Origin of the sequence: Microbacterium sp. SORGH_AS_0888, assembly GCF_030818905.1 — a bacterium.
Taxonomy (GTDB): domain Bacteria; phylum Actinomycetota; class Actinomycetes; order Actinomycetales; family Microbacteriaceae; genus Microbacterium.
Map to the genome: position 1 here is coordinate 196,997 of NZ_JAUTAZ010000001.1, position 23,020 is coordinate 220,016.

General features: G+C 71.5%; 19 protein-coding genes. 12 read left to right on the forward strand and 7 right to left on the reverse strand.

Annotated elements, in window-relative coordinates; genetic code table 11:
• Window position 1: 1 nt before the first annotated feature.
• The 5 genes from glmU to QE381_RS00935 all read left to right on the forward strand — a co-directional run bounded on the left by glmU (window position 2) and on the right by QE381_RS00935 (window position 5,506).
• Window positions 2-1,471 (forward strand): bifunctional UDP-N-acetylglucosamine diphosphorylase/glucosamine-1-phosphate N-acetyltransferase GlmU, encoded by a 1,470-nt coding sequence (gene glmU / locus QE381_RS00915; protein ID WP_307214659.1) that lies wholly within the window; start codon window positions 2-4, stop codon window positions 1,469-1,471.
• Complete coding sequence (locus QE381_RS00920; protein ID WP_307214660.1) at window positions 1,446-2,480, forward strand: ribose-phosphate diphosphokinase; 1,035 nt, start codon at window positions 1,446-1,448, stop codon at window positions 2,478-2,480. The genes glmU and QE381_RS00920 overlap by 26 nt, the downstream gene beginning before the upstream one ends.
• Window positions 2,481-2,604: 124 nt before the next feature.
• Window positions 2,605-3,093: a hypothetical protein gene (locus tag QE381_RS00925; RefSeq protein ID WP_373426882.1), complete on the forward strand. Its 489-nt coding sequence runs from the start codon at window positions 2,605-2,607 to the stop codon at window positions 3,091-3,093.
• A complete protein-coding gene (locus tag QE381_RS00930) occupies window positions 3,090-3,944 on the forward strand; it encodes an FAD:protein FMN transferase (protein WP_307214663.1) in 855 nt (284 codons plus the stop codon). Before QE381_RS00925 ends, QE381_RS00930 begins: the two co-directional genes overlap by 4 nt.
• Window positions 3,941-5,506 (forward strand): FAD-dependent oxidoreductase, encoded by a 1,566-nt coding sequence (locus QE381_RS00935; RefSeq protein ID WP_307214664.1) that lies wholly within the window; start codon window positions 3,941-3,943, stop codon window positions 5,504-5,506. Before QE381_RS00930 ends, QE381_RS00935 begins: the two co-directional genes overlap by 4 nt.
• 8 nt (window positions 5,507-5,514) lie before the next feature.
• On the opposite strand, the gene pgi is transcribed toward QE381_RS00935, so the two are convergent.
• From pgi to QE381_RS00950, 3 genes are read right to left on the reverse strand one after another with little or no spacing between them, the layout of a single operon-like run.
• On the reverse strand, window positions 5,515-7,197 hold the full coding sequence (pgi, locus tag QE381_RS00940) for a glucose-6-phosphate isomerase (RefSeq protein WP_307214665.1): 1,683 nt from the start codon (window positions 7,195-7,197) through the stop codon (window positions 5,515-5,517).
• 25 nt (window positions 7,198-7,222) lie between these two features.
• Window positions 7,223-8,662, reverse strand: coding sequence for a cell wall metabolism sensor histidine kinase WalK (locus tag QE381_RS00945; RefSeq protein ID WP_307214666.1), 1,440 nt, complete (start codon window positions 8,660-8,662; stop codon window positions 7,223-7,225).
• 50 nt (window positions 8,663-8,712) lie between these two features.
• Window positions 8,713-9,441, reverse strand: coding sequence for a response regulator transcription factor (locus tag QE381_RS00950; RefSeq protein ID WP_307220358.1), 729 nt, complete (start codon window positions 9,439-9,441; stop codon window positions 8,713-8,715).
• Window positions 9,442-9,615: 174 nt separating this feature from the next.
• Here QE381_RS00950 and QE381_RS00955 point away from each other — a divergent pair, with 174 nt between their 5' ends.
• The 3 genes from QE381_RS00955 (at window position 9,616) to QE381_RS00965 (ending at window position 13,228) form a co-directional block, all read left to right on the forward strand.
• On the forward strand, window positions 9,616-11,052 hold the full coding sequence (locus QE381_RS00955) for an ABC transporter permease (protein ID WP_307214667.1): 1,437 nt from the start codon (window positions 9,616-9,618) through the stop codon (window positions 11,050-11,052).
• Window positions 11,053-11,092: 40 nt separating this feature from the next.
• Window positions 11,093-11,818, forward strand: coding sequence for an ABC transporter ATP-binding protein (locus QE381_RS00960; protein ID WP_307214668.1), 726 nt, complete (start codon window positions 11,093-11,095; stop codon window positions 11,816-11,818).
• A 165-nt stretch (window positions 11,819-11,983) separates the two neighbouring features.
• Complete coding sequence (locus QE381_RS00965) at window positions 11,984-13,228, forward strand: acyl-CoA dehydrogenase family protein (RefSeq protein WP_307214669.1); 1,245 nt, start codon at window positions 11,984-11,986, stop codon at window positions 13,226-13,228.
• A 42-nt stretch (window positions 13,229-13,270) separates the two neighbouring features.
• Here QE381_RS00965 and gndA read toward each other — a convergent pair whose 3' ends face one another.
• Genes gndA through QE381_RS00980 form a run of 3 tightly spaced genes read right to left on the reverse strand, consistent with a single transcriptional unit; the run spans window position 13,271 to window position 16,733 of the window.
• Entirely contained in the window at window positions 13,271-14,737 is a 1,467-nt protein-coding gene (gndA, locus tag QE381_RS00970; protein ID WP_373426883.1) for an NADP-dependent phosphogluconate dehydrogenase, read from the reverse strand.
• A 60-nt stretch (window positions 14,738-14,797) separates the two neighbouring features.
• Window positions 14,798-15,310 (reverse strand): gluconokinase, encoded by a 513-nt coding sequence (locus QE381_RS00975; RefSeq protein WP_307214670.1) that lies wholly within the window; start codon window positions 15,308-15,310, stop codon window positions 14,798-14,800.
• A gap of 13 nt (window positions 15,311-15,323) precedes the next feature.
• Window positions 15,324-16,733 carry a GntP family permease gene (locus tag QE381_RS00980; RefSeq protein WP_373426884.1) on the reverse strand — a complete coding sequence of 470 codons (1,410 nt, stop codon included), beginning with the start codon at window positions 16,731-16,733 and terminating at the stop codon, window positions 15,324-15,326.
• Between the two features lie 113 nt (window positions 16,734-16,846).
• Here QE381_RS00980 and QE381_RS00985 point away from each other — a divergent pair, with 113 nt between their 5' ends.
• Entirely contained in the window at window positions 16,847-17,578 is a 732-nt protein-coding gene (locus QE381_RS00985; protein WP_307214672.1) for a FadR/GntR family transcriptional regulator, read from the forward strand.
• 6 nt (window positions 17,579-17,584) lie between these two features.
• Here QE381_RS00985 and QE381_RS00990 read toward each other — a convergent pair whose 3' ends face one another.
• Window positions 17,585-17,731, reverse strand: coding sequence for a hypothetical protein (locus QE381_RS00990; RefSeq protein WP_307214673.1), 147 nt, complete (start codon window positions 17,729-17,731; stop codon window positions 17,585-17,587).
• Window positions 17,732-17,956: 225 nt separating this feature from the next.
• Between QE381_RS00990 and QE381_RS00995 the strand changes: the two genes are divergently transcribed.
• The 3 genes from QE381_RS00995 (at window position 17,957) to mfd (ending at window position 22,967) form a co-directional block, all read left to right on the forward strand.
• Window positions 17,957-18,574: a 50S ribosomal protein L25/general stress protein Ctc gene (locus QE381_RS00995; protein WP_307214674.1), complete on the forward strand. Its 618-nt coding sequence runs from the start codon at window positions 17,957-17,959 to the stop codon at window positions 18,572-18,574.
• A 134-nt stretch (window positions 18,575-18,708) separates the two neighbouring features.
• Window positions 18,709-19,290, forward strand: coding sequence for an aminoacyl-tRNA hydrolase (gene pth, locus QE381_RS01000; RefSeq protein ID WP_307214676.1), 582 nt, complete (start codon window positions 18,709-18,711; stop codon window positions 19,288-19,290).
• 62 nt (window positions 19,291-19,352) lie between these two features.
• Complete coding sequence (gene mfd / locus QE381_RS01005; protein ID WP_307214678.1) at window positions 19,353-22,967, forward strand: transcription-repair coupling factor; 3,615 nt, start codon at window positions 19,353-19,355, stop codon at window positions 22,965-22,967.
• Window positions 22,968-23,020: the final 53 nt, after the last annotated feature.

The window sequence follows — 23,020 nt, forward strand, 5'->3', positions numbered from 1 at the left end:
CATGTCCGAACAGATCGACCCCCAGCTCGCCGTCATCGTCCTCGCCGCCGGCCAGGGCACGCGGATGCGATCGAGCCTGCCGAAGGTGCTGCACGAGATCGGCGGGCTGCCGCTGGTCGGGCACGTCCTGCGCGCCGCGACGGCGCTGCGGCCCGCCCGCGTGGTCGCGGTCGTCCGTCATGAGCGCGACCGTGTCGCGGGCGCCATCACGGAGCTCGCGCCGGAGGTCGTGATCGTCGATCAGGACGAGATCGCGGGGACCGGCCGCGCCGTGCAGCAGGCGCTGTCCGCCCTCGAGGGGTTCACGGGCGATGTGCTCGTGCTGAGCGGCGACGTGCCGCTGCTCGAGACCGCCGCGCTCTCCGCCCTGATCCGGACGCACCGTTCACGTGCCGCGTCGGTCACGCTGCTGAGCGCGGTCGTGCCCGACCCGCACGGTTACGGCCGGGTGCTCCGCGACGCGGGCGGCGACGTGGAGCGCGTCGTCGAGCAGAAGGACGCCGACGACCACGAGCAGCAGGTCGGCGAGATCAACGCGGGCGTCTACGTCTTCGGCGCCGGGAGCCTCGTCGGCCACCTCGCGGCGGTGGGCACCGACAACGCCCAGGGCGAGATGTACCTGACGGATGTCGTCGCCCTCGCCCGGCGCGCGGGGGAGCGGGTCGCTGCGGAGCAGGCGTCCGACGCCGCCGCCGCCCTCGGCGTGAACGACCGGGTGCAGCTGGCCGCGGCCGCGCGGACGCTCAACGATCGGATCGTGCGCTCCTGGCAGCTGGCCGGCGCCACGATCGTCGATCCGCAGACGACATGGATCGACGCCGCGGCCGTGCTCGCGGAAGACGTCACGGTGCTGCCGAACACCCAGATCCTGCGCGCGACGACGATCGCACGGGGCGCGACGATCGGACCCGACACGACGCTCACGGACTGCGAGGTGGGCGAGGACGCCGTCGTGCGTCGCGCCGACGCGACCCTCGCGGTCATCGGCGCCCGCGCCCACGTCGGTCCGTTCGCCTACCTCCGTGCCGGCACCTACCTCGGCGCGGACGGCAAGATCGGCACCTATGTCGAGACCAAGAACTCCCGCATCGGCGACGGCAGCAAGGTGCCGCACCTCTCGTACGTCGGCGACACCGAGATCGGCGTGAACGTCAATCTCGGGGCGGGCGCGATCACGGCGAACTACGACGACATCCACAAGCACCGCACCGTGATCGGCGACGAGGTGCACGCCGGGAGCCACAACGTGTTCGTCGCGCCCGTTAGGATCGGAGATGGCGCCAAGACCGGCGCCGGTGCGGTGATCCGCAAGGACGTCCCGCCCGGCGCATTGGCTCTCAGCGTCGCCCCTCAGCGCAATGTCGAGGGTTGGGTCGAGAAGAACAGGCCCGGCACGGGGGCCGCAGCAGCGGCCCAGCGTGCACGGGCGGCACAGGAAGCGATCGATGGCACGCAAAGACAAGACGGTTGACCTCGATCGCGAGCGGGGCATCGCCCCGGGGCTGGTCGCCAAGACGAAGAAGCGGCTCGTGGTGGCCGCGGGGCGGTCGCACCTCGATCTCGCGCAGGACGTCGCCCGTGCGCTCGGCACGGAGCTCGTGCCCACCGAGTACCGCACGTTCGCGTCCGGAGAGATCCTGACGCGTTTCGAGGTCTCCATCCGCGGCTGCGACGTCTTCCTCATCCAGTCGTTCGGCCCGCCCGTCAACGAGTGGCTCATGGAGCTGCTCATCATGCTCGACGCCGCCAAGCGCGCGTCCGCGAAGCGCATCACGGTCGTGGCCCCGTACTACCCGTACTCGCGTCAGGACAAGAAGGGTCGCGGCCGGGAGCCGATCAGCGCCCGGCTCGTCGCGGACCTGCTGCGCACGGCCGGCGCCGATCGCGTCATGAGCGTCGACCTGCACGCCGCCCAGATCCAGGGGTTCTTCGACGGACCGGTCGATCACCTGTTCGCCAAGCCGGTCCTGCTCGAGCACTTCAAGAACACGCTCAGCGCGGAGGACCGCGCGCTGCTCACGGTCGTCTCGCCCGACACGGGACGCGTGCGGGTGGCCGACCAGTGGTCGGACAGCCTCGGCGCTCCCCTCGCGATCATCCACAAGCGGCGCGATCCGAACGTCGCGAACCAGGTCACGGTCAACGAGATCGTCGGTCATGTGAGCGGCCGGGTGTGCCTGCTGGTCGACGACATGATCGACACCGGCGGCACGATCGTGAAGGCTGCGCAGGCGCTGAAGGAGAGCGGCGCCCGACGTGTCATCGTCGCCGCCACCCACGCCGTCTTCAGCGACCCGGCGGTGGAGCGGCTGCAGGATGCGTCGATCGACGAGGTCGTGGTGACCGACACGATCCCGCTCCCCGAGGAGAAGCGCTTCGACGCGCTCACGGTGCTGCCGATCGCGCCGCTGCTGGCGCGTGCCATCCACGAGGTCTTCGAGGACGGGTCGGTCACGAGCATGTTCGACGGCGCCGCCTGAGCCCCCTCGGCGCGCGGTTCATAGGGACTTCGGAGGGGACGCGCGGGCCTGCGGTCCATGTCGGCGCATAAAGTGGCGGGGTCGCGTCCTTCGGCGCGAGGCACCACGATCGAGAGGACCGACCATGATCCGCATGACCGCCGTACCCCGCTCCGTCCGCGTCTCCGCGGCCCTCGTCGGCACCGCCGGCATCGTCGCCCTCGCAGGCTGCTCCGCGTCCGCGGAGGCGGAACAGCCCGCGGCGACCTCGGCGTCGACCCCGACCGCCATCTCGACCGGCCCGGCATCGGCCGGTGCCGCCGACGCCGGGACCGGCACCTACAAGGACGGCACGTACACCGCGAGCGGCACCTACCAGACGCCGGAGACGCTCGAGACGGTGGAGGTCACCCTCACGCTGCAGGACGACGTCGTCACGGCCGTCCAGGTCACGGGCGACCCGAAGGCACGCGAGTCGCAGCAGTACCAGTCGCAGTTCATCGGAGGCATCTCAGACGTCGTCGTCGGCAAGAAGCTCGACGAGATCCAGGTGAGCCGGGTGGCCGGGTCCTCCCTCACGAGCGGCGGCTTCAACAAGGCGATCGCGGAGATCAAGTCCGAAGCCACCTCGTGACCGCCCGGTGGGCGTTCGAGGCGATCGGCACCCGCTGGGAGATCGAGACGGATCAGACGCTCGCGCCCGAGCCGCGGGAGCGGGTGCGCACGCTCATCGAGTCCTTCGATCGCGAGTGGTCCCGGTTCCGTGACGACTCGCTCGTCGCGCGCCTCGCGCGGGACGGGGGCGACGCTCCCGCCCCGCGCGACGCTGCGGCGATGTTCGCGCGGTACGACGATCTGGATGCGGCCACGGCAGGCGCCGTGAACCCCCTCGTCGGCGCCTCCCTGGCCCGACGAGGCTACGACGCGGCCTCGTCCCTCGTCGACCGCGGCGCCGAGCCCGCCCCGGCGTGGCTCGGCCTCCTCTCGCCGGACGGGTCCACCCTCACGGCGGAGCCGGGAACGCTCATCGACGTCGGCGCGCTCGGCAAGGGACGGCTGGTCGACCTCGTGCTCGCCGAGCTGGCTCCCGACGTCGAGGGAACGCTCGTCGTCGACGCGAGCGGCGACCTCGCCGTCCGCGGCGGACCGGTGCGGATCGGGCTCGAGCATCCCTACGACGCCTCGCGAGCGATCGGGGTGTGGGAGGTCACCGACGGCGCGCTGTGCGCGTCGGCCGTCAACCGCCGCGTCTGGGGCGACGGCCTGCACCACGTCCTCGACGCCCGCACCGGCGAGCCCGTGCGCACGTATGCCGCGACGTGGGCACGGGCTGCCGAGGCGATGACCGCGGATGCGGCGGCGACCGCGCTCTTCTTCGACGGGGGCCCCGAGCTCGCACACCGCTGGGGCGTCGAGTGGGCACGAATGCGAACCGACGGCGTGCTGGAGTGGTCGGCCGGCGCCAGGGAAGGATTGTTCCTATGACCTCCATCACGGCAGCCTGGACGCGCGGGCTCGCGCTCCTCGGAAGACTGTCGATGTACCGGCTCGTCCTGCTCGCCCTGGCGCTGCTCGGGGTGATCGCGCTCGGTCTCTCGTTCGTGGGGCTCGTGGTGCCGGGACCCGCAGAGCTCGTGACGACGGCCCTCGTCCTGGTCGTCGTGGGCCTCGCCGTCGACACGGCGGCGCAGCGGCTCCTGGCGATCCCGTTGCGCATCGAGTCGTCGCTCATCACGGCGGGCATCCTGCTGTTCGTGCTGCGGCCGACCGTCGAGCCGATCGGCCTCGTGGGCATCGTGATCGCGGCGGCCGCCGCATCCGTGTCCAAGTACCTGCTGGCCTGGCGTGGACGTCACGTCTTCAACCCGGCGGCGGTGGGCGCGACGGTCGTGACGGTCGTCGCGGCGCTCCTCCCGCTCGATGCGGGCATCGGCAGCTCCGCGTGGTGGGTCGGATCGCCGGTCATGTTCGCCCCGGTGCTGCTCGTCGGCCTCGTCGTGCTCTGGCGCGTCGAACGGCTCGCGATGGTGTCGCTCTTCGTCGTCGTCGCGGTCGTCGTCGCCGTGGTCCGCGTCACGCTGCAGTACCAGGCGCTCGGCGAGAGCCTGCCGCTGGGCGACGTCGTCTACACGACTCTCACTGCGTCGCCGTATCTGTTCCTCGGCGCCTTCATGCTCTCGGAGCCGCTCACCTCGCCGCCGCGGCGCTGGCAGCAGCTGGTCGTGGCCCTCGTCGTGGGCGTCCTCGCGGGCTGGCCGATCTCGGTCGGCTACGTGACGCTCGGCCAGGAGCGTGCGCTCCTCATCGGCAACCTGGTGGCGTTCCTCCTGTGCCTGCGCGTCTCCGTGCGTCTGACCCTGCGTGAGCGCCGCACACCGACCCCCACGGTCCACGAGCTGGTCTTCCGGGTGGAGCGGCCGCTGGCGTTCGCGGCGGGGCAGTACCTCGAGCTGCACGTGCCGCACCGCCGCCCCGACGCGCGGGGAACCAGGCGCGAGTTCTCGATCGTGTCGGCCCCCGCGGATCTGCCGGAGCTCCGCATCGCCTATCGCGACGGCGTCGGGCCGCAGTCGAGCTACAAGCGGGCCCTCAGCGCCGCCGAGCCCGGCGCCCGCTTCTCGGTCACGGGCGTCTGGGGCGACTTCGTGCTGCCCGCCGACCCCGCCCGTCCGCTCCTGCTGGTCGCCGCCGGGATCGGCGTGACGCCGTTCGTGTCGCAGCTGCGCCAGCTCGCGGCGCAGGGCCAGCGGCGCGACATCGTCCTCGTCTACGTCGTGGCGGATGCGGGACAGCTCGCCTTCCGCGACGATCTCGTGGCCGCCGGGGTCCCCGTGATCGTCGTCACCCGGGAGGACCCCGGCGCGCTGCCGGCGGGCTGGAGCTGGGCCGGCGGGATCCGGCTGGACGCCGACTCGCTCGGCGCCCTCGTCCCGGACCTCCGCCGGCGCCACGCCTACGTCTCCGGACCGCCTTCGCTGATCGCCGACCTCGCGCCCGCGTTGCGGCGCGCGCGTTCGCTCACGACCGACGCGTTCGCGGGGTACTGAGATCCGTCTCAGCCCGCGCGGTGCCGGCGGTAGTAGGCGAGCAGCGCGCGGGTCGAGGCGTCCTGCTGCGCCGCGGCGGCCTCGTCCCCCTCGATCGCCGGGGCGATCTGCAGCGCGAGCTGCTTGCCGAGCTCGACGCCCCACTGGTCGAAGCTGTTGATCCCCCAGACCGTGCCCTGCGTGAACGTGATGTGCTCGTACAGCGCGATGAGCTGGCCGAGCACGGACGGGGTGAGCGCGGGGGCGAAGATGGATGTCGTCGGACGGTTGCCCGGGAAGGTGCGCGCCGCCACGAGGGCGCCCGTCGTCCCCTCCGCCTCGACCTCTGCGGCCGTCTTGCCGAAGGCGAGGGCCTTGGTCTGGGCGAGGAAGTTCGCGAGGAACAGCCCGTGCACGTCGCGACCGGAGTCGGTCAGCGGGTAGGCCGGGTTGGCGAAGGCGATGAAATCGGCGGGGATGAGTCGCGTGCCCTGGTGGATGAGCTGATAGAACGCGTGCTGGCCGTTCGTGCCCGGCTCGCCCCAGAACACCTCACCGGTGTCGGTCGTGACGGGGGAGCCGTCCCAGCGCACCGACTTGCCGTTGGACTCCATCGTGAGCTGCTGGAGATACGCGGGGAAGCGGTGCAGCAGCTGCGCGTACGGCAGCACCGCGTGCGACTGCGCCCCGAGGAAGTTGGTGTACCAGACGTTGAGCAGTCCCATGAGAACCGGCACGTTCCGCTCGAGCGGGGTCGTGGCCACGTGCACGTCGACGGCGTGGAACCCGCTCAGAAGCTCGAGGAACGCCGCGGGCCCGAGCGTGATCGCGAGGGACAGCCCGATCGCGGAGTCGACGGAGTAGCGACCGCCGACCCAGTCCCAGAAGCCGAAGGCGTTCGCGGGGTCGATGCCGAACTCCGCGACGCGGTCGAGCGCCGTCGACACGGCGACGAAGTGGTGCGCAACGGCGTCGGTGCGCGCATCCGGCGCGTCGGCGAGCACGCCCGCCTCGGCCAGCTCCCGCCACAGCCAGTCACGGGCGAGCCGTGCGTTCGTGAGCGTCTCGAGCGTCGTGAACGTCTTCGAGGCCACGATGAAGAGCGTCGTCTCGGGGTCGAGACCGCTCGTCTTCTGGGCGATGTCGGTCGGGTCGATGTTCGAGACGAAGCGTGCCTCGATCCCGGCATCCGCGAAGGGCTTCAGCGCCTCGTAGACCATGACGGGGCCGAGGTCGGAGCCGCCGATCCCGATGTTGACGACGTGCGTGACGCGCTTACCGGTCACGCCGGTCCACTCGCCCGAGCGCACTCGGTCCGCGAAAGCCGACATCCGCTCCAGCACCTCGTGCACGTCGTGGTCGACCTGCTGGGAGTCGACGACGAGCGCGGGCTCGGCACCCCGGGGGCGCCGGAGCGCCGTGTGCAGGACCGCGCGGTCCTCGCTCGTGTTGAGATGCGCGCCGGCCAGCATCTCGGCGAAGCGCTCGGCGACCCCGGTCTGCTCCGCCAGGCGCACGAGCGAGGCCAGGATCTCGTCGGTGACGAGGTTCTTGGACAGGTCGACGTGGAGGTCGGCGAGCGGGAGGGACAGGCGCTCCGCGCGCTGCGGGTCGGCGGCGAACCAGCCGCGCAGATCGGCGTGGAACGCGGAGCGGTGAGCGTCGAGCTCGGCCCAGGCAGCGGTCGTGGTGGCATCGATAGGGCTGGTCACATCTCCACGCTAGCGCGCCGGCCGGTCACCCGGCTGCAGCCTCCGCGGCGATCGTCGGAGCCGCATCGGACTCGGCCTCCGCGCGGGCGGGATCGGCGGGCTTCGCGGGCAGGCGCACGATGAAGGTCGTGTCGCCCGGTTGCGAGCGCACCGAGATCTCGCCACCGTGGGCGTGGACGATCGCGCGGACGATCGAGAGCCCCAGGCCCGTCCCGCCGGTGTTGCGGGCGCGTGAGCGATCGGCGCGCGAGAACCGTTCGAACAGCTCCTGCGCGACCGATGGGTCCACGCCGGGGCCGTCGTCGTGCACGCGCAGCACGGCCTCACCCTCCTCCCGAGCCACGGAGAGGGTCACGGTCGTTCCGGGCGGCGTGTGGGTGCGGGCGTTCGCGAGCAGGTTGGTGACGACCTGGTGCAGGCGCGGCTCGTCACCGGCGATGACGACGGGGTCCTCGCCGACGTCCAGGATCCACTCGTGGTCACGGCCGGCGACCCGCGCATCGCCGATCGACTCGATCGCGAGACGGCTGAGATCGACCGCGCCGTAGACGAGCTCCTGCCCCTCCTCCAGGCGTGCGAGCAGCAGCAGGTCCTCGACGAGCGCCGTCATCCGCAGCGACTGGGCCTGGATGCGCTCGAGCGCGGACTCGGTGTTCTCACTCAGCGTGGGGTCGCGCAGCGACAGCTCGCTGTATCCGCGGATGGACGCGAGGGGCGTGCGCAGCTCGTGACTCGCATCGGCCACGAACCGCCGCATCCGCTCCTCGTTGCGCTGGCGCGCGTCGAGGGAGGACTCGACGTGATCGAGGAGCGTGTTGAGCGAGGCGCCGACCCGGCCGATCTCGGTCGTGTCGTCGGTCTGCGCGGCCGGGACCCGCTCGGAGATCGTGACCTCGCCCTCGCTGAGCGGCTGTGCGGCCACCCGTTCCGCCGTCGCGGCCACCGAGCGCAGCGGGGCCAGTGACCGGCGGATGATGATCGCCAGCAGCACCCCGAGGATCAGGAGGCCTCCGACGGTGACGAGCCCGACCGTCGTCACGATCTGTCCGAGAGTCGATGTCACCTCGCTCGTCGGCAGACCGTAGACGGCGAACGAGCCGGACGAGGAGGAGACGAACACCCGGTACTCGCCCAGGTCGTCGATCCGCACGGTCGCGGGCGCGCCGGACTCGATCTGGCCGAGCAGCTGCGAGATCTGGCTGTCGCTGAGGGTGGCGACCTTCGCATCCGTCGACACATAGGCGCCGCTGACCAGGCCCAGCGGGTTGCGGTAGACGAGGAGGGTTCCCGTCTCCTGCCGGCCGTCGTTGAGGATGTCGGCCGCGGTGCTGGAGGGGTAGCCGCGCAACTGGATGCTCTGGACCTGGCCGTCCAGGTTCTCGCGCATGATGGAGCTGAGGATCGTGCCGGTCGCCAGCCCCACACCGCCGAGGATCACGGCCACCATGCCGATCACGGCGGTCATGAGCCGTGCCTGCAGCGTGAGACGTCGCCGGCGCCGTGGAGCGGGAGTGCTCACTGCGGGGCTTTGATCATGTACCCGACGCCCCGCACCGTGTGGATCAGCGGGTCGCGGCCCTGGTCGATCTTCTTGCGGAGGTACGAGATGTAGAGCTCGACGACCGAGGAACGGCCGCCGAAGTCGTAGTTCCACACGCGGTCGAGGATCTGCGCCTTCGACACGACGCGCCGCTGGTTGCGCATGAGGTAGCGCAGCAGCTCGAACTCCGTCGCGGTCAGCTCGATCTCCGTGCCCGCGCGCTCGACCTCGTGGCTGTCCTCGTTCAGGCTGAGATCGCCCACGCGGAGGATCGGCTCGGAGTCGTCCGCCCGTGCCGTGCCGGCACGGCGCATGAGCCCGCGCAGCCGTGCGACGACCTCTTCGAGGCTGAAGGGCTTGGTGACGTAGTCGTCGCCGCCCGCCGTCAGCCCGGCGACGCGGTCGGCGACGGCGTCCTTGGCCGTGAGGAACAGCACGGGCACGTCGTTGCCGGACTGCCGCAGCCGCTGCAGGACCGCCATGCCGTCGAGGTCGGGCATCATGATGTCGAGCACCATGGCGTCCGGGTCGAACTCGCGCGCGACCGTCAGGGCGTCGAAGCCGCTCGCGGCGGTCTTCACGTCCCATCCCTCCATGCGAAGGGCCATCGACAACAGATCGGTGAGCATCTGCTCGTCGTCGACGACGAGCACGCGGGGCGCCGTGCCGTCGGCACGGTGGAGGGCGGGGGAGGGAACGGCCATCGTCATGGGTCCGATTCTGTCGGGGAAGCTATGAGACTCCTATGGCAGAGACTATGGGCACGCTGTGAATTCCGGAAGCATGCGCTCATACCCGTTTCATACCCGGCGCTGGCCGCGTGCTTGAGGGCCGTCCCTAGCGTCTTCGCCAGGTCCGAGCGACCGAGGAGGAGAGCCATGTACGGGACATACCTGCGCCGCGAGCTGGTGGGGCGGAAGAGACAGACGATCATCGTCGCGGCGGGACTGGCGATCGCGATCGCGCTCGTGATCGTCGTGAACGCGCTCGCGGGCGGTGTGAAGGACGCCCAGTCCGCGGCTCTCGCCTCGGTCTACGGCGTCGGCACGGATCTCACGGTCTCCGGCGCACAGGCGCAGCCGGGACAGGGCGAGGGCGGGCGACGCTCGTTCGAGTTCGGTCAGAACGGCGGGACGACCGGCTCGGACGGGAGCACGACGCTCAGCCAGTCGCGCCTCGTGGCCGACGCGCGACGCGGCACCCTGCCCTCGTCGACGCTCAGCACCGTGACCGGGGTGTCGGGCGTCTCGGCGGCCGCGGCGGCGCTGAGCCTGAACAACGTCACCTTCGACGGCCAGCTGCCGCAGGCACCCGGATCAGGGACGTCCGCCGGAGGCGAGGGAAGAGCCGACCGGCAGCCGGGCGAGGGCGGCGGTGGCTTCGGCGGCGGCTCGTTCGACGTCGACTCGTTCACGGTCCTCGGCATCCAGCCCGCCGACGACACGGTGGGACCGCTGTCGGCCACGACGCTCAGCTCGGGACGCCTGCTGGCCGACGGCGACGCGGGCTCGCACGTCGCGGTGCTGGATGCGACCTATGCGTCGAGCAAGGGGCTCGCGGTCGGCGGCACCGTCGAGGTGGGCGGCACGGCCATGCAGATCGTCGGGATCGTCGCTTCCGCGTCGTCGTCGGCCGACACCGCGGCGAACGTGTACATCCCCCTGGACGTCGCGCAGAGCCTCGCCGGCGTCGGCGACGTGATCTCCACGATCTACGTGCAGGCCGCGTCCGCGGCCGACATCTCGGGGGTGCAGAGCGCGCTCGCCGCCGCCGTCCCCGATGCGACGGTCAGCTCGCAGTCGCAGCTCGCCACGACCGTGTCGGGCTCGCTCGCGAGCGCCTCCTCGCTCATCGAGAACCTGGGCACGTGGCTGTCGATCATCGTGCTGGTGGTCGCGGTCGCCCTCGCGGTGCTCCTCACGATCTCGGGCGTCTCGCGGCGCACGCGCGAGTTCGGCACGCTGAAGGCGATCGGCTGGTCCAACCGACGCGTCGTCGGGCAGGTCGCGGGGGAGTCCGTCGTCCAGGGCCTCATCGGCGGTGTGGCAGGAGTCGTGATCGGGCTCGCCGGCGTGATCGCCGTCAACGTCATCCGACCGACGGTGGCGGCCGGCGGTGCCGGCGGCCCCGGCGGCGGCTTCCGGCGGGAGACCGTGCGGGCGGCGAGCGAGATCGTGCTGAGCGCGCCGCTGTCGGTGGGGATCGTCGTCGCGGCCGTCGCGCTCGCGATCGCCGGCGGACTCGTCGCGGGCGCCTTCGGGGGCTGGCGCGCGGCGCGCCTCAGCCCGGCCGAGGCCCTCCGGTCCGTCGCGTGACCGGCATCCGACACGACGGCCCTACACGAAGGAGGACGACATGACCATCGTCGACGAAGAGCAGACCCCGGCCGCGCCCGCGGACGACGCCCCGGCCTACCGCCTGGCCGGCGTGACGAAGACCTATCGGCAGCGCGCACGCGTGGTCGAGGCGTTGCGCGAGGTGGATGTCGAGATCGCCGCGGGCGAGTTCGTCACCATCCAAGGACCCACCGGCGGCGGCAAGTCGACGCTGCTGCAGGTGCTCGGCGCACTCGATCGTCCGACCGGCGGCACGGTCGAGCTGAACGGCACGGACATCGCCACGGCGTCGAACGCGGAGCTGGGACGCCTGCGTGCGCACGAGATCGGCTTCGTCTTCCAGGGGTTCAACCTCATCCCCACCCTGACGGCGGCGGAGAACGTGGACATGGGGCTCGAGCCGCTCGGCCTGGCGCGCGCCGAGCGGGCCGCCCGGGTGACGCAGGCGCTCGCGCACGTCGGACTCGCCGAGCGCGGAGACCATCGCCCGGGCGAGCTCTCCGGAGGCCAGCAGCAGCGCGTCGCGATCGCGCGGGCGATCGCCAAGCATCCGCGGGTGCTGCTGGCGGACGAGCCGACCGGCAATCTCGACGAGCACATGCGCGATGAGATCCTCCAGCTGCTGCAGGGCCTGAACGCGGAGGGGCTGACGCTCATCGTCGTCACGCACGACTCCGCTGTCGCACGACGGGCCTCGCGTCGGCTGCGGCTGGAGAACGGCCGGGTGCACGACATCACGCGCTGATGTCGGACGCCGGGTGACGGCACGCCGCGCTGGGAGGTGCTCGGCGACGTGTCACCCGGCGTCATCCGGCGACCTTCGTCGACATCTTCGTGACGGTGCGCCCGGCGCTTCCTAGTCTCGCTGCACGGCCGCTCCCCGGCCGCAGAGACGAGAGAGGAAGCCGCCATGAGCGACACGCATGTGACCACCGATCCGCTGACCGACCGATGGGGCGGAAAGCCCGCCCCGGAAGGGAGAGAGGGCTGGCTCGCCCGCGCCGACGAGGTCGCGGAGATCCTCGCGACGGATGCGGTCGAGCGCGATCGGGCGGGCCTGTCGCCGGTCGCCGAGGTCGCCCTGCTGAAGAACTCCGGCCTGGTGACGCTCCTCGGGCCCGTCGAGCACGGCGGGGGCGGGCAGGACTGGGCGACCGCGTTCCGCGTCATCCGCCGGATCGCGCGGGCGGACGGGTCGATCGGGCAGCTTCTCGGGTACCACTACCTGTGGGCGTGGGCCGCGCGACTGGTCGCGACCCCGGAGCAGATCGCGGCCGTCGAACAGCTCGCAACCACCGAACGGCTGCTCTACGGCGGAGCCGTCAACCCGCGTGACAGCGATCTCGTGATCCGTGAGGACGGCGACGAGCTCGTCTTCAGCGGTCGCAAGTCGTTCTCGACCGGGGGTGTGGTCAGCGACCTCACGGTCCTCGAGGGGGTGCTCGAGGGCACCGAGACGCACGTCTTCGCGATCGTCCCCACGGCGCAGCCGGGCATCGTCTTCGGTCACGACTGGGACAGCCTCGGACAGCGGCTGACGGAGTCGGGCAGCGTCGAGATCCGGGACGTACGGGTGCCGTGGGCGGCCGCCGCGGGATTCGTCGATCGCGAGTTCCAGCCCCTCGTCTACAACACGCTGAACGTGCCGACCATCCAGCAGGTGTTCTCCAACTTCTACCTCGGCATCGCGCAGGGCGCGCTCGAACGAGCGGCCCAGTACACGCGCGAGACGACGCGCGCCTGGCCGTACGGGGGCGACGACAAGGAGCGGGCCACCGAGGAGTGGTACATCCTGGAGGGCTACGGGGCGCTGCAGGCCAGGCTGTGGGCGGACGAGGCGCTGATCGACGCCGTCGACGCCGAGCTGGCCGCCCTCCTCCACGCACCGCGGGAGGAGCTGAGCGCCCGCGCCCGCGGAGAGGTCGCCGTGCGGGTCGCGGCGGCCAAGGTGCGCATCGTCGAGGACGGGCTCGAGACGGCGACCAAGGTGTTCGAGCTCACCGGTGCACGGGCGACGGCGCAGACGGTGGGCCTGGACATCCACTGGCGGAACCTGCGTACGCACTCGCTGCACGACCCGCTGCCGTACAAGAAGCGCGAGGTGGGGGTCTTCGCGCTGCTCGGCGAGGTGCCCGAGCCCACCTGGTACACCTGAGCGCGGGGCCTGCGCCGGACGCCACCGGCGCAGGCCACCGCATCAGTGGGTGTCGGCCGCCTCGATCTCGGTGCGGTCGCCCGACCACAGGGTGTGGAAGGTGCCGTCCTTGTCCGTGCGGCGGTAGGTGTGCGCGCCGAAGAAGTCGCGCTGCCCCTGGATGAGGGCCGCCGGCAGCCGCCGAGCGCGGAGCCCGTCGTAGTAGGCGAGCGAGGAGCCGAACGCGGGGGCGGGGATGCCGGCGGCCGCCGCCGTCGCCACGATGTGCCGCCAGGCGTCCTGAGCGCGGCCGAGCGCCTCGACGAAGTAGGGCGCGGTGAGGAGCACGGGGAGCTCGGGCTCGGCCGCGTACGCGTCGGCGATGCGGTTGAGGAACTGGGCGCGGATGATGCAGCCGCCTCGCCAGATCCGGCTGATCGCTCCCAGATCGATGTTCCAGCCGTACTGGGCGGCGCCCGCACGGATCTCGTCGAAGCCTTGGCTGTACGCGACGATCTTCGAGGCGTACAGCGCGAGCCGTACCTGCTCGATGAAGACCTGCGGGTCCTCGACCGTGAACGCCTCGTCGGCCGGGCCGGGCAGGGAGCCCGCGACATCCCGCTGCTCGCGGTGGCTCGACAGCGAACGCGCGAACGTCGCCTCCGCGATGCCCGAGACGGGAACCCCGAGGTCGAGGGCGGTCTGCACCGTCCAGGCGCCCGTCCCCTTGGCGCCGGCCTCGTCGACGATGACGTCCACGAGGGGCAGGCCGCTGGCCGCATCCGTCTGGCGGAGCACCTCCGCGGTGATCTCGATGAGGTAGGACTCCAGCTCGCCCCGGTTCCACTCGGCGAAGATCTCGGCGATCTCGGCCGGGGAGGAGCCGGTGCCGCGGCGGATGAGGTCGTACGCCTCGGCGATGAGCTGCATGTCGGCGTACTCGATGCCGTTGTGGACCATCTTCACGAAGTGACCCGCGCCGTCGTGGCCGACGTGCGTGACGCAGGGCTCGCCCTCGGCGACCGCGGCGATCGAGCGCAGGATCGGCCCGAGCGTCGCCCAGGCCTCGTCCGGGCCGCCCGGCATGAGCGAGGGGCCGAGGAGGGCGCCCTCCTCGCCGCCGGAGACGCCCATGCCGACGAAGTTGAAGCCGCGCTCGCCCACGGCCTTCTCGCGGCGGATCGTGTCGGTGAACAGCGCGTTGCCGCCGTCGATGATGATGTCACCCGGCTCGAACACGGCCATCAGCTCGTCGATGACAGCATCCGTAGGGCCGCCGGCCTTGACCATGATGATCGCCGTACGCGGCTTCTGCAGGCTCGCGGCGAACTCCTCGTAGGAGAAGGCGGGGACGAAGCCGGCCTCGGGGTGGGCGGCGACGAGCTCGTCGGTCTTGCTGCGGCTGCGGTTGAAGACGGCGACCGTGTTGCCCTCGCGGGACGCGAGGTTGCGGGCCAGGTTGGAGCCCATCACGGCGAGGCCGACCACTCCGATGTTGGCGGTCGCGGTGGGCTGAGGGGTGTCGGGCACGGCAGTTCTCCTTGCGGGATCGGATCGTGTTCAGCGTATCGGGCGGAGCATCGCCCTCGGTCACGACGGGATGAGGCGGAGCACGCTCGCGATGTAGGCAGCCTGCTCCTCGGGTGTCGCGTCGATGTCGACGAGGACGGCCTGCTCGTCCTGCTCCAGCGGCTCGAGCGCCGCGAACTGCGAGTCCAGCAGCGCGGTCGGCATGAAGTGTCCTTCGCGGCGCGACATCCGCTCGCGCACGAGAGCCTGATCGCCCGTGAAGTGGACGAAGGTGACGGCGTCGCGCCGCAGGACATCGCGGTAGGCGCGCCGCAGCGCCGAGCAGGTGATGATCCCGGGCTCGCCGGCGGCGATGCGGTCATCGATCCAGCCCGCGACGCGATCGAGCCACGGCCATCTGTCCTCGTCGGTGAGCGGGTGGCCGGCGGCCATCTTGGCGACGTTCTCTGCCGGGTGGAGGTCGTCGCCCTCCTGGAAGGGCCAGCCCAGACGACCGGCCAGCAGAGCGGCGACCGTCGACTTTCCGGTGCCGGCGACGCCCATGAACACGAGGACGGGAGCGGAGACGTTCATCGACACACCCCGCTCAGACGAACAACGCGATCACGAGGACGCCGAGGAGCCCGGCGACCGAGATGAGACATTCGAGCACGGTCCAGGACTTGAGCGTCTGGCCGATGCTGAGCCCGAAGTACTCCTTGATGAGCCAGAACCCGGCGTCGTTCACGTGCGAGAGGAAGAGGGAGCCGGCGCCGACGGCGAGCACCAGCAGCGCGACCATCGGCTGGTCGAGGGACTCGGTGAGCGGCTGCAGGATGCCCGCGGCCGTGATCGTGGCCACCGTGGCCGATCCCGTCGCGACCCGGATGAGCGCGGCCACGACCCACGCCAGCAGCAGCACCGACACGGAGGAGCCGGCTACGAACGAGGCGATGACCGCGCCGATCCCGGTGTCGATCAGCACCTGCTTGAAACCGCCGCCGGCGCCGACGATCAGCAGGATCGCGGCGATGGGGCCGAGGGACGAGCCCACCGTCTCGTTCAGGCGGGCGCGGTCGAAGCCCGCCCCACGGCCGAGCACGAGGAGGCCGACGAGCACGGCGATGAGCAGCGCGATGACCGGTGTGCCGAGGAAGTCCAGGACCGTCTTCCACAGCTCGGGCGAGCCGGGGGCCACGATGTCGGCGACGGCCTTCAGGAGCATCAGGGCGACCGGGAGGAGGATCGAGCCCAGCGTGGCCGCGAAGGAGGGACGTCGACGGGCGGTGTCGCCCTCGTCCTCGGCGGACAGGAAGAGCGCGGGCACGGGGACGGGTGCCCAGCGCGCCGCGAGAGGTGCGAAGAGCGGGCCGGCGATGATGATCGCGGGGATCGCGACGATCACCCCGAACGCGAGCGTGATCCCGAGGTTCGCGCCCAGCGCGTCGATGGCCGCGAGCGGCCCCGGGTGCGGCGGGACGAGCCCGTGCATCGCCGACAGACCGGCGAGGGTAGGGATCGCGATACGCATCAGCGAGACGCCGGACCGACGCGCCACGAGGATGATGACCGGCACCAGCAGCACCAGTCCGACCTCGAAGAACATGGGCAGGCCGATGATGGCGCCGATGAGACCCATGATCCAGGGGAGCGTGCGCGGCGTCGCGCGGGAGACGAGCGTGTCGACGATGCGGTCGGCGCCGCCGGAGTCTGCCAGCAGCTTGCCGTAGATCGCCCCGAGCGCGACCAGGATGCCGACGCCGCCCATGGTCGACCCGAACCCGCCGGTGAAGCTCGTGACGACCGCGCCGACGAGCATGCCGGCGATCATGCCGGTGGCGAGCGCGCCGATCGTCAGCGAGAGGAACGGATGCAGCTTCGCCCAGGTGATGAGCACCACGATCAGGACGATGCCGAGGAGGGCGGCGGTCACCAGCTGCCCGGGGGCGGCGGACGGCGCGGGCGTCGCCGTCGGCAGGAGAGAAAGGGGGGAAGAGGTGGAAAGGGCCATGAGCATCCTCGTTCTGGCAGGGCGTCTCCGCAGCGAGCAATTGTCCTACATATAGCAGAGATGATGCGAATATGCACGACATATCGGCGCCTCGGCTCGTCCGCGCGATAATCGGAGACATGCGCGCGTCCGATGCCGGCGGTTCCGTCCACGAGGTGCTCGTGGAGCGTCTCGGCGCCGCGATCGTCCACGGCGAGCACGCACCGGGTGCGCGGCTGATCACGGCGGAGCTCGGCTCCGACTCCGGCGCCTCACGCAGCGCCGCGCGCGAGGCTGTGCGCGTCCTCGAGTCGCTCGGGCTGGTGCGGGTGCGACGTCGCTCCGGGGTCGAGGTCCGCCCGGCATCGGAGTGGAACGTGTATGCGCCCGAGGTGATCCGCTGGCGCCTCGGCGGGCCCGACCGGCTGCGTCAGCTGCACGAGCTCAGCCAGCTCCGGGGGGCGATCGAGCCGCTCGCCGCGCGGCTGGCCGCATCCGAGGCCAGCGAGGAGCAGCGGCGTGAGCTCACCGAGGCGGTGGCGCAGATGCGCCGCAACGCGCACGCCGCCGATCAGCAGGCCTACCTGGATGCCGACATCCGGTTCCACCGCACGCTGCTCGCGGCGTCGGGCAACCCCATGCTCGCTGCCCTCGACGAGGTCGTCGCCTCGGTGCTCGTCGGGCGCACGCAGCACGCCCTCATGCCGCACGATGCCGACTCCGAGGCGGTGCGGCTGCACCGCGACGTGGCGTTCGCCGTCGCCGGGGGCGACGGCGACGCCGCAGCCACGGCGATGGCGCAGATCGTGTCGGAGGCCGACCTGGCCGTGCAGGTCATGGGGGAGGTCGGCGACCCCACCCGTGTGGGGTGAGCGGGCTCAGTTCTTGCGGTAGGGCGCGCGGCCGAGCGAGAAGAGCGCACCGACGGCCGTGATGAGCGCGCCCAGCGACATCAGCCCGATCACGCCGAGCAGGATGTCGGACGCGAGCGTGGGGGCGAGTTGCTCGGACAGGTGCACGATCATGCGGGGCCCTTCGACGGGTGGCGGGACGTTCTCATGATACGGGGAGCGCTGCTAGACTCAGGACCGAACTTCGGCGAGGGATGTCGTGCGACATCCGTTATCGACGAGGGTGCGCAGGCCCACGGCTTCCTCACGCGCTCGCGTTCGAGTCGAATCCGCTCACCCGATCATGGGCCCCGTGCCCGGAACGAGAATCGGGCCCGTGTGCCCACAAGGAGAATCATCATGTCGGAAGACAACAAGGTCGCGGCCGAGCTGCGTTCGCAGTTCGGCAAGGGTTTCGCGCGTCGTCTGCGTGCTGCCGGTCAGGTCCCCGCCGTGCTCTACGGACACGGCACCGACCCGGTGCACCTCGCGCTGCCGGGGCACCAGATGGCGCTGCTGATCCGTCGCGCCAACGCCGTGCTCGAGCTGTCGGTCGACGGCGCCCAGCACCTCGCGCTCGTGAAGGACGTGCAGAAGGACCCGGTGCGCCAGGTCATCGAGCACATCGACCTGCTCGTGGTCAAGAAGGGCGAGAAGCTGCAGGTCGACGTCCCCGTGGTCGTCGTCGGCGAGCCCTTCTCCGGCACGATCGCCAACCTCGACGCGACCTCCATCGCGCTGGAGGTCGAGGCGACCCACATCCCCGAGAACATCGAGGTCGACGTCGAGGGCCTGGAGGACGGCACGCACATCACGGCCGCCGACCTGAAGCTCCCGCGCGGCGCGGCGCTCGCGGCCGACCCGGAGACCCTCGTCGTGGCCATCTCCGTGCCGGCGGCGACGCTCGCCGCCGAGGACGAGATCGCCGAGTCGGACGCCGAGACCGCCGCCGAGCAGTCCGGCGAGGCTGCCGAGTAGGACGCACCGCGCGGACGCGGTGACCCCCTCACCGCGTCCCACTTCGTGACGCACCATGTCCCACTTTGGTCCGGAACAGCATCGCAGTTCCGGACCAAAGTGGGACATGGTCGTCTGAGCGAGAGGATGCCGGGATGACGCTGACGTGGATCGTGCTGGGGCTCGGCAACCCCGGGCCGCAGTACGAGAAGACCCGCCACAACATCGGCCAGCTCGTGGTCGATGAGCTCGCCGCCCGCCGGTCCGAGACCTTCCGCGCGCACAAGGCCAACGCGCGCGTCGTCGAGACGCGGCTGCGCCCCGGGGGCGACCGGCTCATCCTCGCGAAGGCCAACACGTTCATGAACGTGTCCGGGGGACCGGCGGCGAACCTCGCGCGGTTCTACGACGTGCCCGCGGAGCGCCTGGTCGTCGTCCACGACGAGCTCGACATCCCCTTCGACACGATCAAGCTGAAGGTCGGGGGCGGGCACGGCGGCCACAACGGCGTCCGGGATGTCGCGAAGGCGCTCGGCACGCCCGAGTTCCCCCGCGTGCGCGTCGGCATCGGACGCCCGCCCGGTCGGCAGGACCCGGCCGACTGGGTGCTCGACCCCTTCAGCGCGTCCGACCGCAAGGCCCTGCCCTCGCTCGTGTCGGATGCGGCGGACGCCGTCGAGCTGCTCGTGGACGAGGGCATGCTCGCCGCGCAGCAGCGGTGGCACGCTCCGCGCTGAGCGGACGCATCGCACGGTCCGGTCGCCGCCGCGATGTCGGCGACGGACCGTAGGATCGTACGGTGACTGTTCCCGGGATCGTGCGCGCCCTCGCGCAGTCGCCCACCTTCGACGACGCCCTCCGTATGGCCGCGCTTGACGCCGGCTTCTCCGTGCCGGGTGCCCTCGACGCGCCCCTCCTCGCAGCTCTCCTCGAGCGGCGGCGCACGCAGGGCGAGCCGCCGGCGCTTCTGCTGATCGCTCCGACCGGCCGGCGCACCGACACGCTCGGTCCCGCGCTCGAGGCTCTCCTGCCGGGCGCCGAGGTGCTGCACTTCCCCGCGTGGGAGACCCTCCCGCACGAGCGGCTGAGCCCGAGCGCCGAGACCGTCGGACGGCGACTCGAGGTGCTGCGCCGCGTCGCCGCGTGGGACGCGCGCACACCGCTCGTGGTCACGGCCTCCGTCCGCGGGGCGATCCAGCCGATCGTGGCGGGGCTCGCCGACGTCCCGGTCATCGACCTCGCCGCCGGCGAACGCGGGCACGAGCTCGACGAGGTCATCGCGGCGCTGGTCGAGCGCGCGTACCACCGGGTCGACATGGTCTCGCGCCGCGGCGAGTTCGCGGTGCGCGGCGGCATCCTCGACGTCTTCCCGCCGACCGCCGACCACCCCTACCGCGTCGAGTTCTTCGGCGACGAGGTCGATCAGATCCGCGCGTTCTCCGTCGCCGACCAGCGGTCGCTGCCGGGCGAGATCGCTCGGATAGAGCTGCTGCCGAGCCGCGAGCTGCTGCTGACGGCCGAGGTGCGGGAGCGGGCGGCCGCGCTCGTCGGCACCTTTCCCGCGCTCGCGGGGATGCTCGAGCGGATGTCGCAGGGCATCCCCGTCGACGGCATGGAGTCTCTCACCCCGGCCCTCGTCGACCGGCTCGTGACCCTCGTGGACTGCCTCCCCGAAGGCACGGCCGTGGCCGTCGTCGACCCGGAGCGCGCCCAGACCCGTGCGAGCACCCTCGCCGACACGAACCGCGAGTTCCTCGAGGCGGCCTGGAGCGCCGCGGTCGCGGGAGCCGACACCCCGGTCGACCTCGGGGCCGGCGACTTCGTGACCCTCGACGCGCTGCACGATGCCGCCGCCGCACGACGGGACGTCTGGTGGACCCTGTCGGCGTTCGACTCCGGGTCGGCGGATGCGGCCGAGCTCGGGCTCGTGGACGACGACGGCGTGCGGGTGGAGGCGACATCCGTGCCCTCCTTCGCGGGCAACGTCGACGGCGCGACCGGCCTGGTCGGCGACCTGCTCCAGGGCGGCTGGCGCGTCGTCGTGACCGCGGCCGGCGCGGGGCTGGCCGACCGCGCGCGCGACGTCCTGGCGGAGCGCGGCATCGCCGCCCGCCGGGTCGACCAGATCGAGACGCCGCCCGAGCCGGGTGTCGCGCTCGTCGTCGTCTCGCCGCTCGAGCGCGGCTTCCAGGCGCCGGGCGCGCGGCTCGCTGTCGTCACCGAGTCCGAGTTCTACGGGCGCACGGTCGCGGGCGACACGAGGGCGGTCAAGAAGCTCGCCTCGCGCCGGCGCAACGTCGTCGATCCGATGCAGCTCAAGCCCGGCGACATCGTCGTGCATGCGACCCACGGCATCGGACGATTCCTCGAGCTCGTGCAGCGCGAGGTCTCCTCGGGGGGACGCAACCCGGTCAAGAGCATGCGGGAGTACCTCGTGCTGGAGTACGCGCCCTCCAAGCGCGGGCATCCGGGTGACAAGCTCTTCGTCCCGACCGACCAGCTCGACCTGCTCTCCCGCTACGTCGGCGGCGAGGCGCCGGTGCTGTCCAAGATGGGCGGGAGCGACTGGGCGGCGGCGAAGGGCAAGGCCCGCAAGGCCGTGCGCGACATCGCGGTCGAGCTCGTGAAGCTCTACTCCGCGCGCATGGCGGCGAAGGGACACGCCTTCGGACCGGACACGCCGTGGCAGCGCGAGCTGGAGGAGGCGTTCCCCTTCGCCGAGACCCCGGACCAGCTCCAGACGATCGACGAGATCAAGGCCGACATGGAGAAGCCGGTCCCGATGGATCGGCTGCTGTCGGGGGATGTCGGCTTCGGCAAGACCGAGGTCGCCGTGCGCGCCGCGTTCAAAGCGATCCAGGACGGCAAGCAGGTCGCGATGCTCGTGCCGACGACCCTCCTGGTCAAGCAGCACCTCGACACCTTCGCCGAGCGGTTCGCCGGGTTCCCCGTCAAGGTGCGGGCGCTGTCGCGCTTCCAGACCGACAAGGAGGCGCGCGAGATCGTCGCCGGCCTCGCCGACGGCACGATCGACATGGTCATCGGCACCCACCGGATCCTCACCGAGAAGGTGCTGTTCAAGGACCTCGGGCTCATGATCATCGACGAGGAGCAGCGTTTCGGCGTCGAGCACAAGGACGCGCTGAAGAAGCTGAAGACGGGTGTCGACATCCTCGCCATGAGCGCGACCCCCATCCCGCGCACGCTCGAGATGGCGGTCACCGGCATCCGCGAGATGTCGACGCTCGCGACGCCGCCCGAGGACCGGCATCCGATCCTGTCCTACGTCGGACCCCGCAACGACAAGCAGATCGCCGCGGCGATCCGGCGCGAGCTGCTGCGCGAGGGACAGGTGTTCTTCGTGCACAACCGAGTGCAGTCGATCCAGCGCGTCGCCGCCCAGCTCGCCGAGCTCGTGCCCGAGGCGCGTATCGCCGTCGCTCACGGGCAGATGGGGGAGCATCAGCTCGAACAGGTCGTCGACGACTTCTGGGAGCGGCGGGCGGACGTGCTCGTCTCGACGACCATCATCGAGACCGGCCTCGACATCTCGAACGCCAACACGATCATCATCGACCGCGCCGACAAGTATGGGCTCAGCCAGCTGCATCAGCTGCGCGGCCGTGTGGGGCGCGGTCGGGAGCGGGCGTACGCGTACTTCCTCTACGACGAGACGAAGCCGCTGAGCGAGACGGCGGCCGATCGACTCGAGACGATCGCGGTCAACAACGACCTCGGAAGCGGCATGCAGGTCGCGCTGAAGGACCTCGAGCTGCGCGGCGCGGGCAACCTCCTGGGGGCCGAGCAGGCGGGCCACATCGCCGGAGTCGGCTTCGATCTCTACCTGCGGATGATCGGCGAGGCCGTGGCGACCTTCCGCGGCGAGGATGCGGAGGGCCCCGCCGAGCTGCGTCTGGAGCTGCCGGTGCAGGCGCGCCTTCCGGAGTCGTACATCGACAGCGAGAGGCTGCGGCTGGAGGCCTACCAGAAGCTGTCGGCCGCGGCATCCGTGACCGCGAAGGACGACGCGATCGATCTCGTCGTCGAGGAGTTCACCGACCGGTACGGCGCTCTGCCGGCGGAGGCCGAAGGCCTCGTGCGGATGGCGCGGCTGCGGCGGCGCGCCGCGCAGGCCGGGCTGACGGATGTCGTGGCGATGGGGCCGAACCTTCGGGTGGCGCCGGCGAACCTGGCCGACTCCATGCGCGTGCGGCTGCAGCGCCTGTATCCGAAGGCGAAGCTCGTGGCGTCGGGGGAGGCGGTCGTGGTGCCGCTGCCCACCGCGGGGGGCGAGCCCGTGTCCGACGCCGATCTCATCGCATGGACGGCGCAGCTGCTCGACCAGCTGTGGCCGGTTCCGGTCGCGACCGAGGCGTCGACGTCGCTGCGCGCGACAGAAGCGAGCAGTCCGTGACGACCCCAGCTGTCCGCTCGGTTCCCCGCCGGACTCGCCTCCGAAAGGTTCGC

Bases quoted from the DNA above. Each gene is read 5' to 3' on its own strand.
- QE381_RS00965 (WP_307214669.1), top strand. From the start codon at position 11,984: ATGAGCGACACGCATGTGACCACCGATCCGCTGACCGACCGATGGGGC.
- QE381_RS00945 (WP_307214666.1), bottom strand. From the start codon at position 8,662: ATGACCGCCGTGATCGGCATGGTGGCCGTGATCCTCGGCGGTGTGGGG.
- QE381_RS00990 (WP_307214673.1), bottom strand. From the start codon at position 17,731: ATGATCGTGCACCTGTCCGAGCAACTCGCCCCCACGCTCGCGTCCGAC.
- QE381_RS00960 (WP_307214668.1), top strand. From the start codon at position 11,093: ATGACCATCGTCGACGAAGAGCAGACCCCGGCCGCGCCCGCGGACGAC.
- QE381_RS00920 (WP_307214660.1), top strand. From the start codon at position 1,446: ATGGCACGCAAAGACAAGACGGTTGACCTCGATCGCGAGCGGGGCATC.
- QE381_RS00935 (WP_307214664.1), top strand. From the start codon at position 3,941: ATGACCTCCATCACGGCAGCCTGGACGCGCGGGCTCGCGCTCCTCGGA.
- QE381_RS00975 (WP_307214670.1), bottom strand. From the start codon at position 15,310: ATGAACGTCTCCGCTCCCGTCCTCGTGTTCATGGGCGTCGCCGGCACC.
- QE381_RS00955 (WP_307214667.1), top strand. From the start codon at position 9,616: ATGTACGGGACATACCTGCGCCGCGAGCTGGTGGGGCGGAAGAGACAG.
- QE381_RS00925 (WP_373426882.1), top strand. From the start codon at position 2,605: ATGATCCGCATGACCGCCGTACCCCGCTCCGTCCGCGTCTCCGCGGCC.
- QE381_RS00950 (WP_307220358.1), bottom strand. From the start codon at position 9,441: ATGGCCGTTCCCTCCCCCGCCCTCCACCGTGCCGACGGCACGGCGCCC.
- QE381_RS00985 (WP_307214672.1), top strand. From the start codon at position 16,847: ATGCGCGCGTCCGATGCCGGCGGTTCCGTCCACGAGGTGCTCGTGGAG.
- glmU (WP_307214659.1), top strand. From the start codon at position 2: ATGTCCGAACAGATCGACCCCCAGCTCGCCGTCATCGTCCTCGCCGCC.
- pth (WP_307214676.1), top strand. From the start codon at position 18,709: ATGACGCTGACGTGGATCGTGCTGGGGCTCGGCAACCCCGGGCCGCAG.
- QE381_RS00995 (WP_307214674.1), top strand. From the start codon at position 17,957: ATGTCGGAAGACAACAAGGTCGCGGCCGAGCTGCGTTCGCAGTTCGGC.
- QE381_RS00980 (WP_373426884.1), bottom strand. From the start codon at position 16,733: ATGCTCATGGCCCTTTCCACCTCTTCCCCCCTTTCTCTCCTGCCGACG.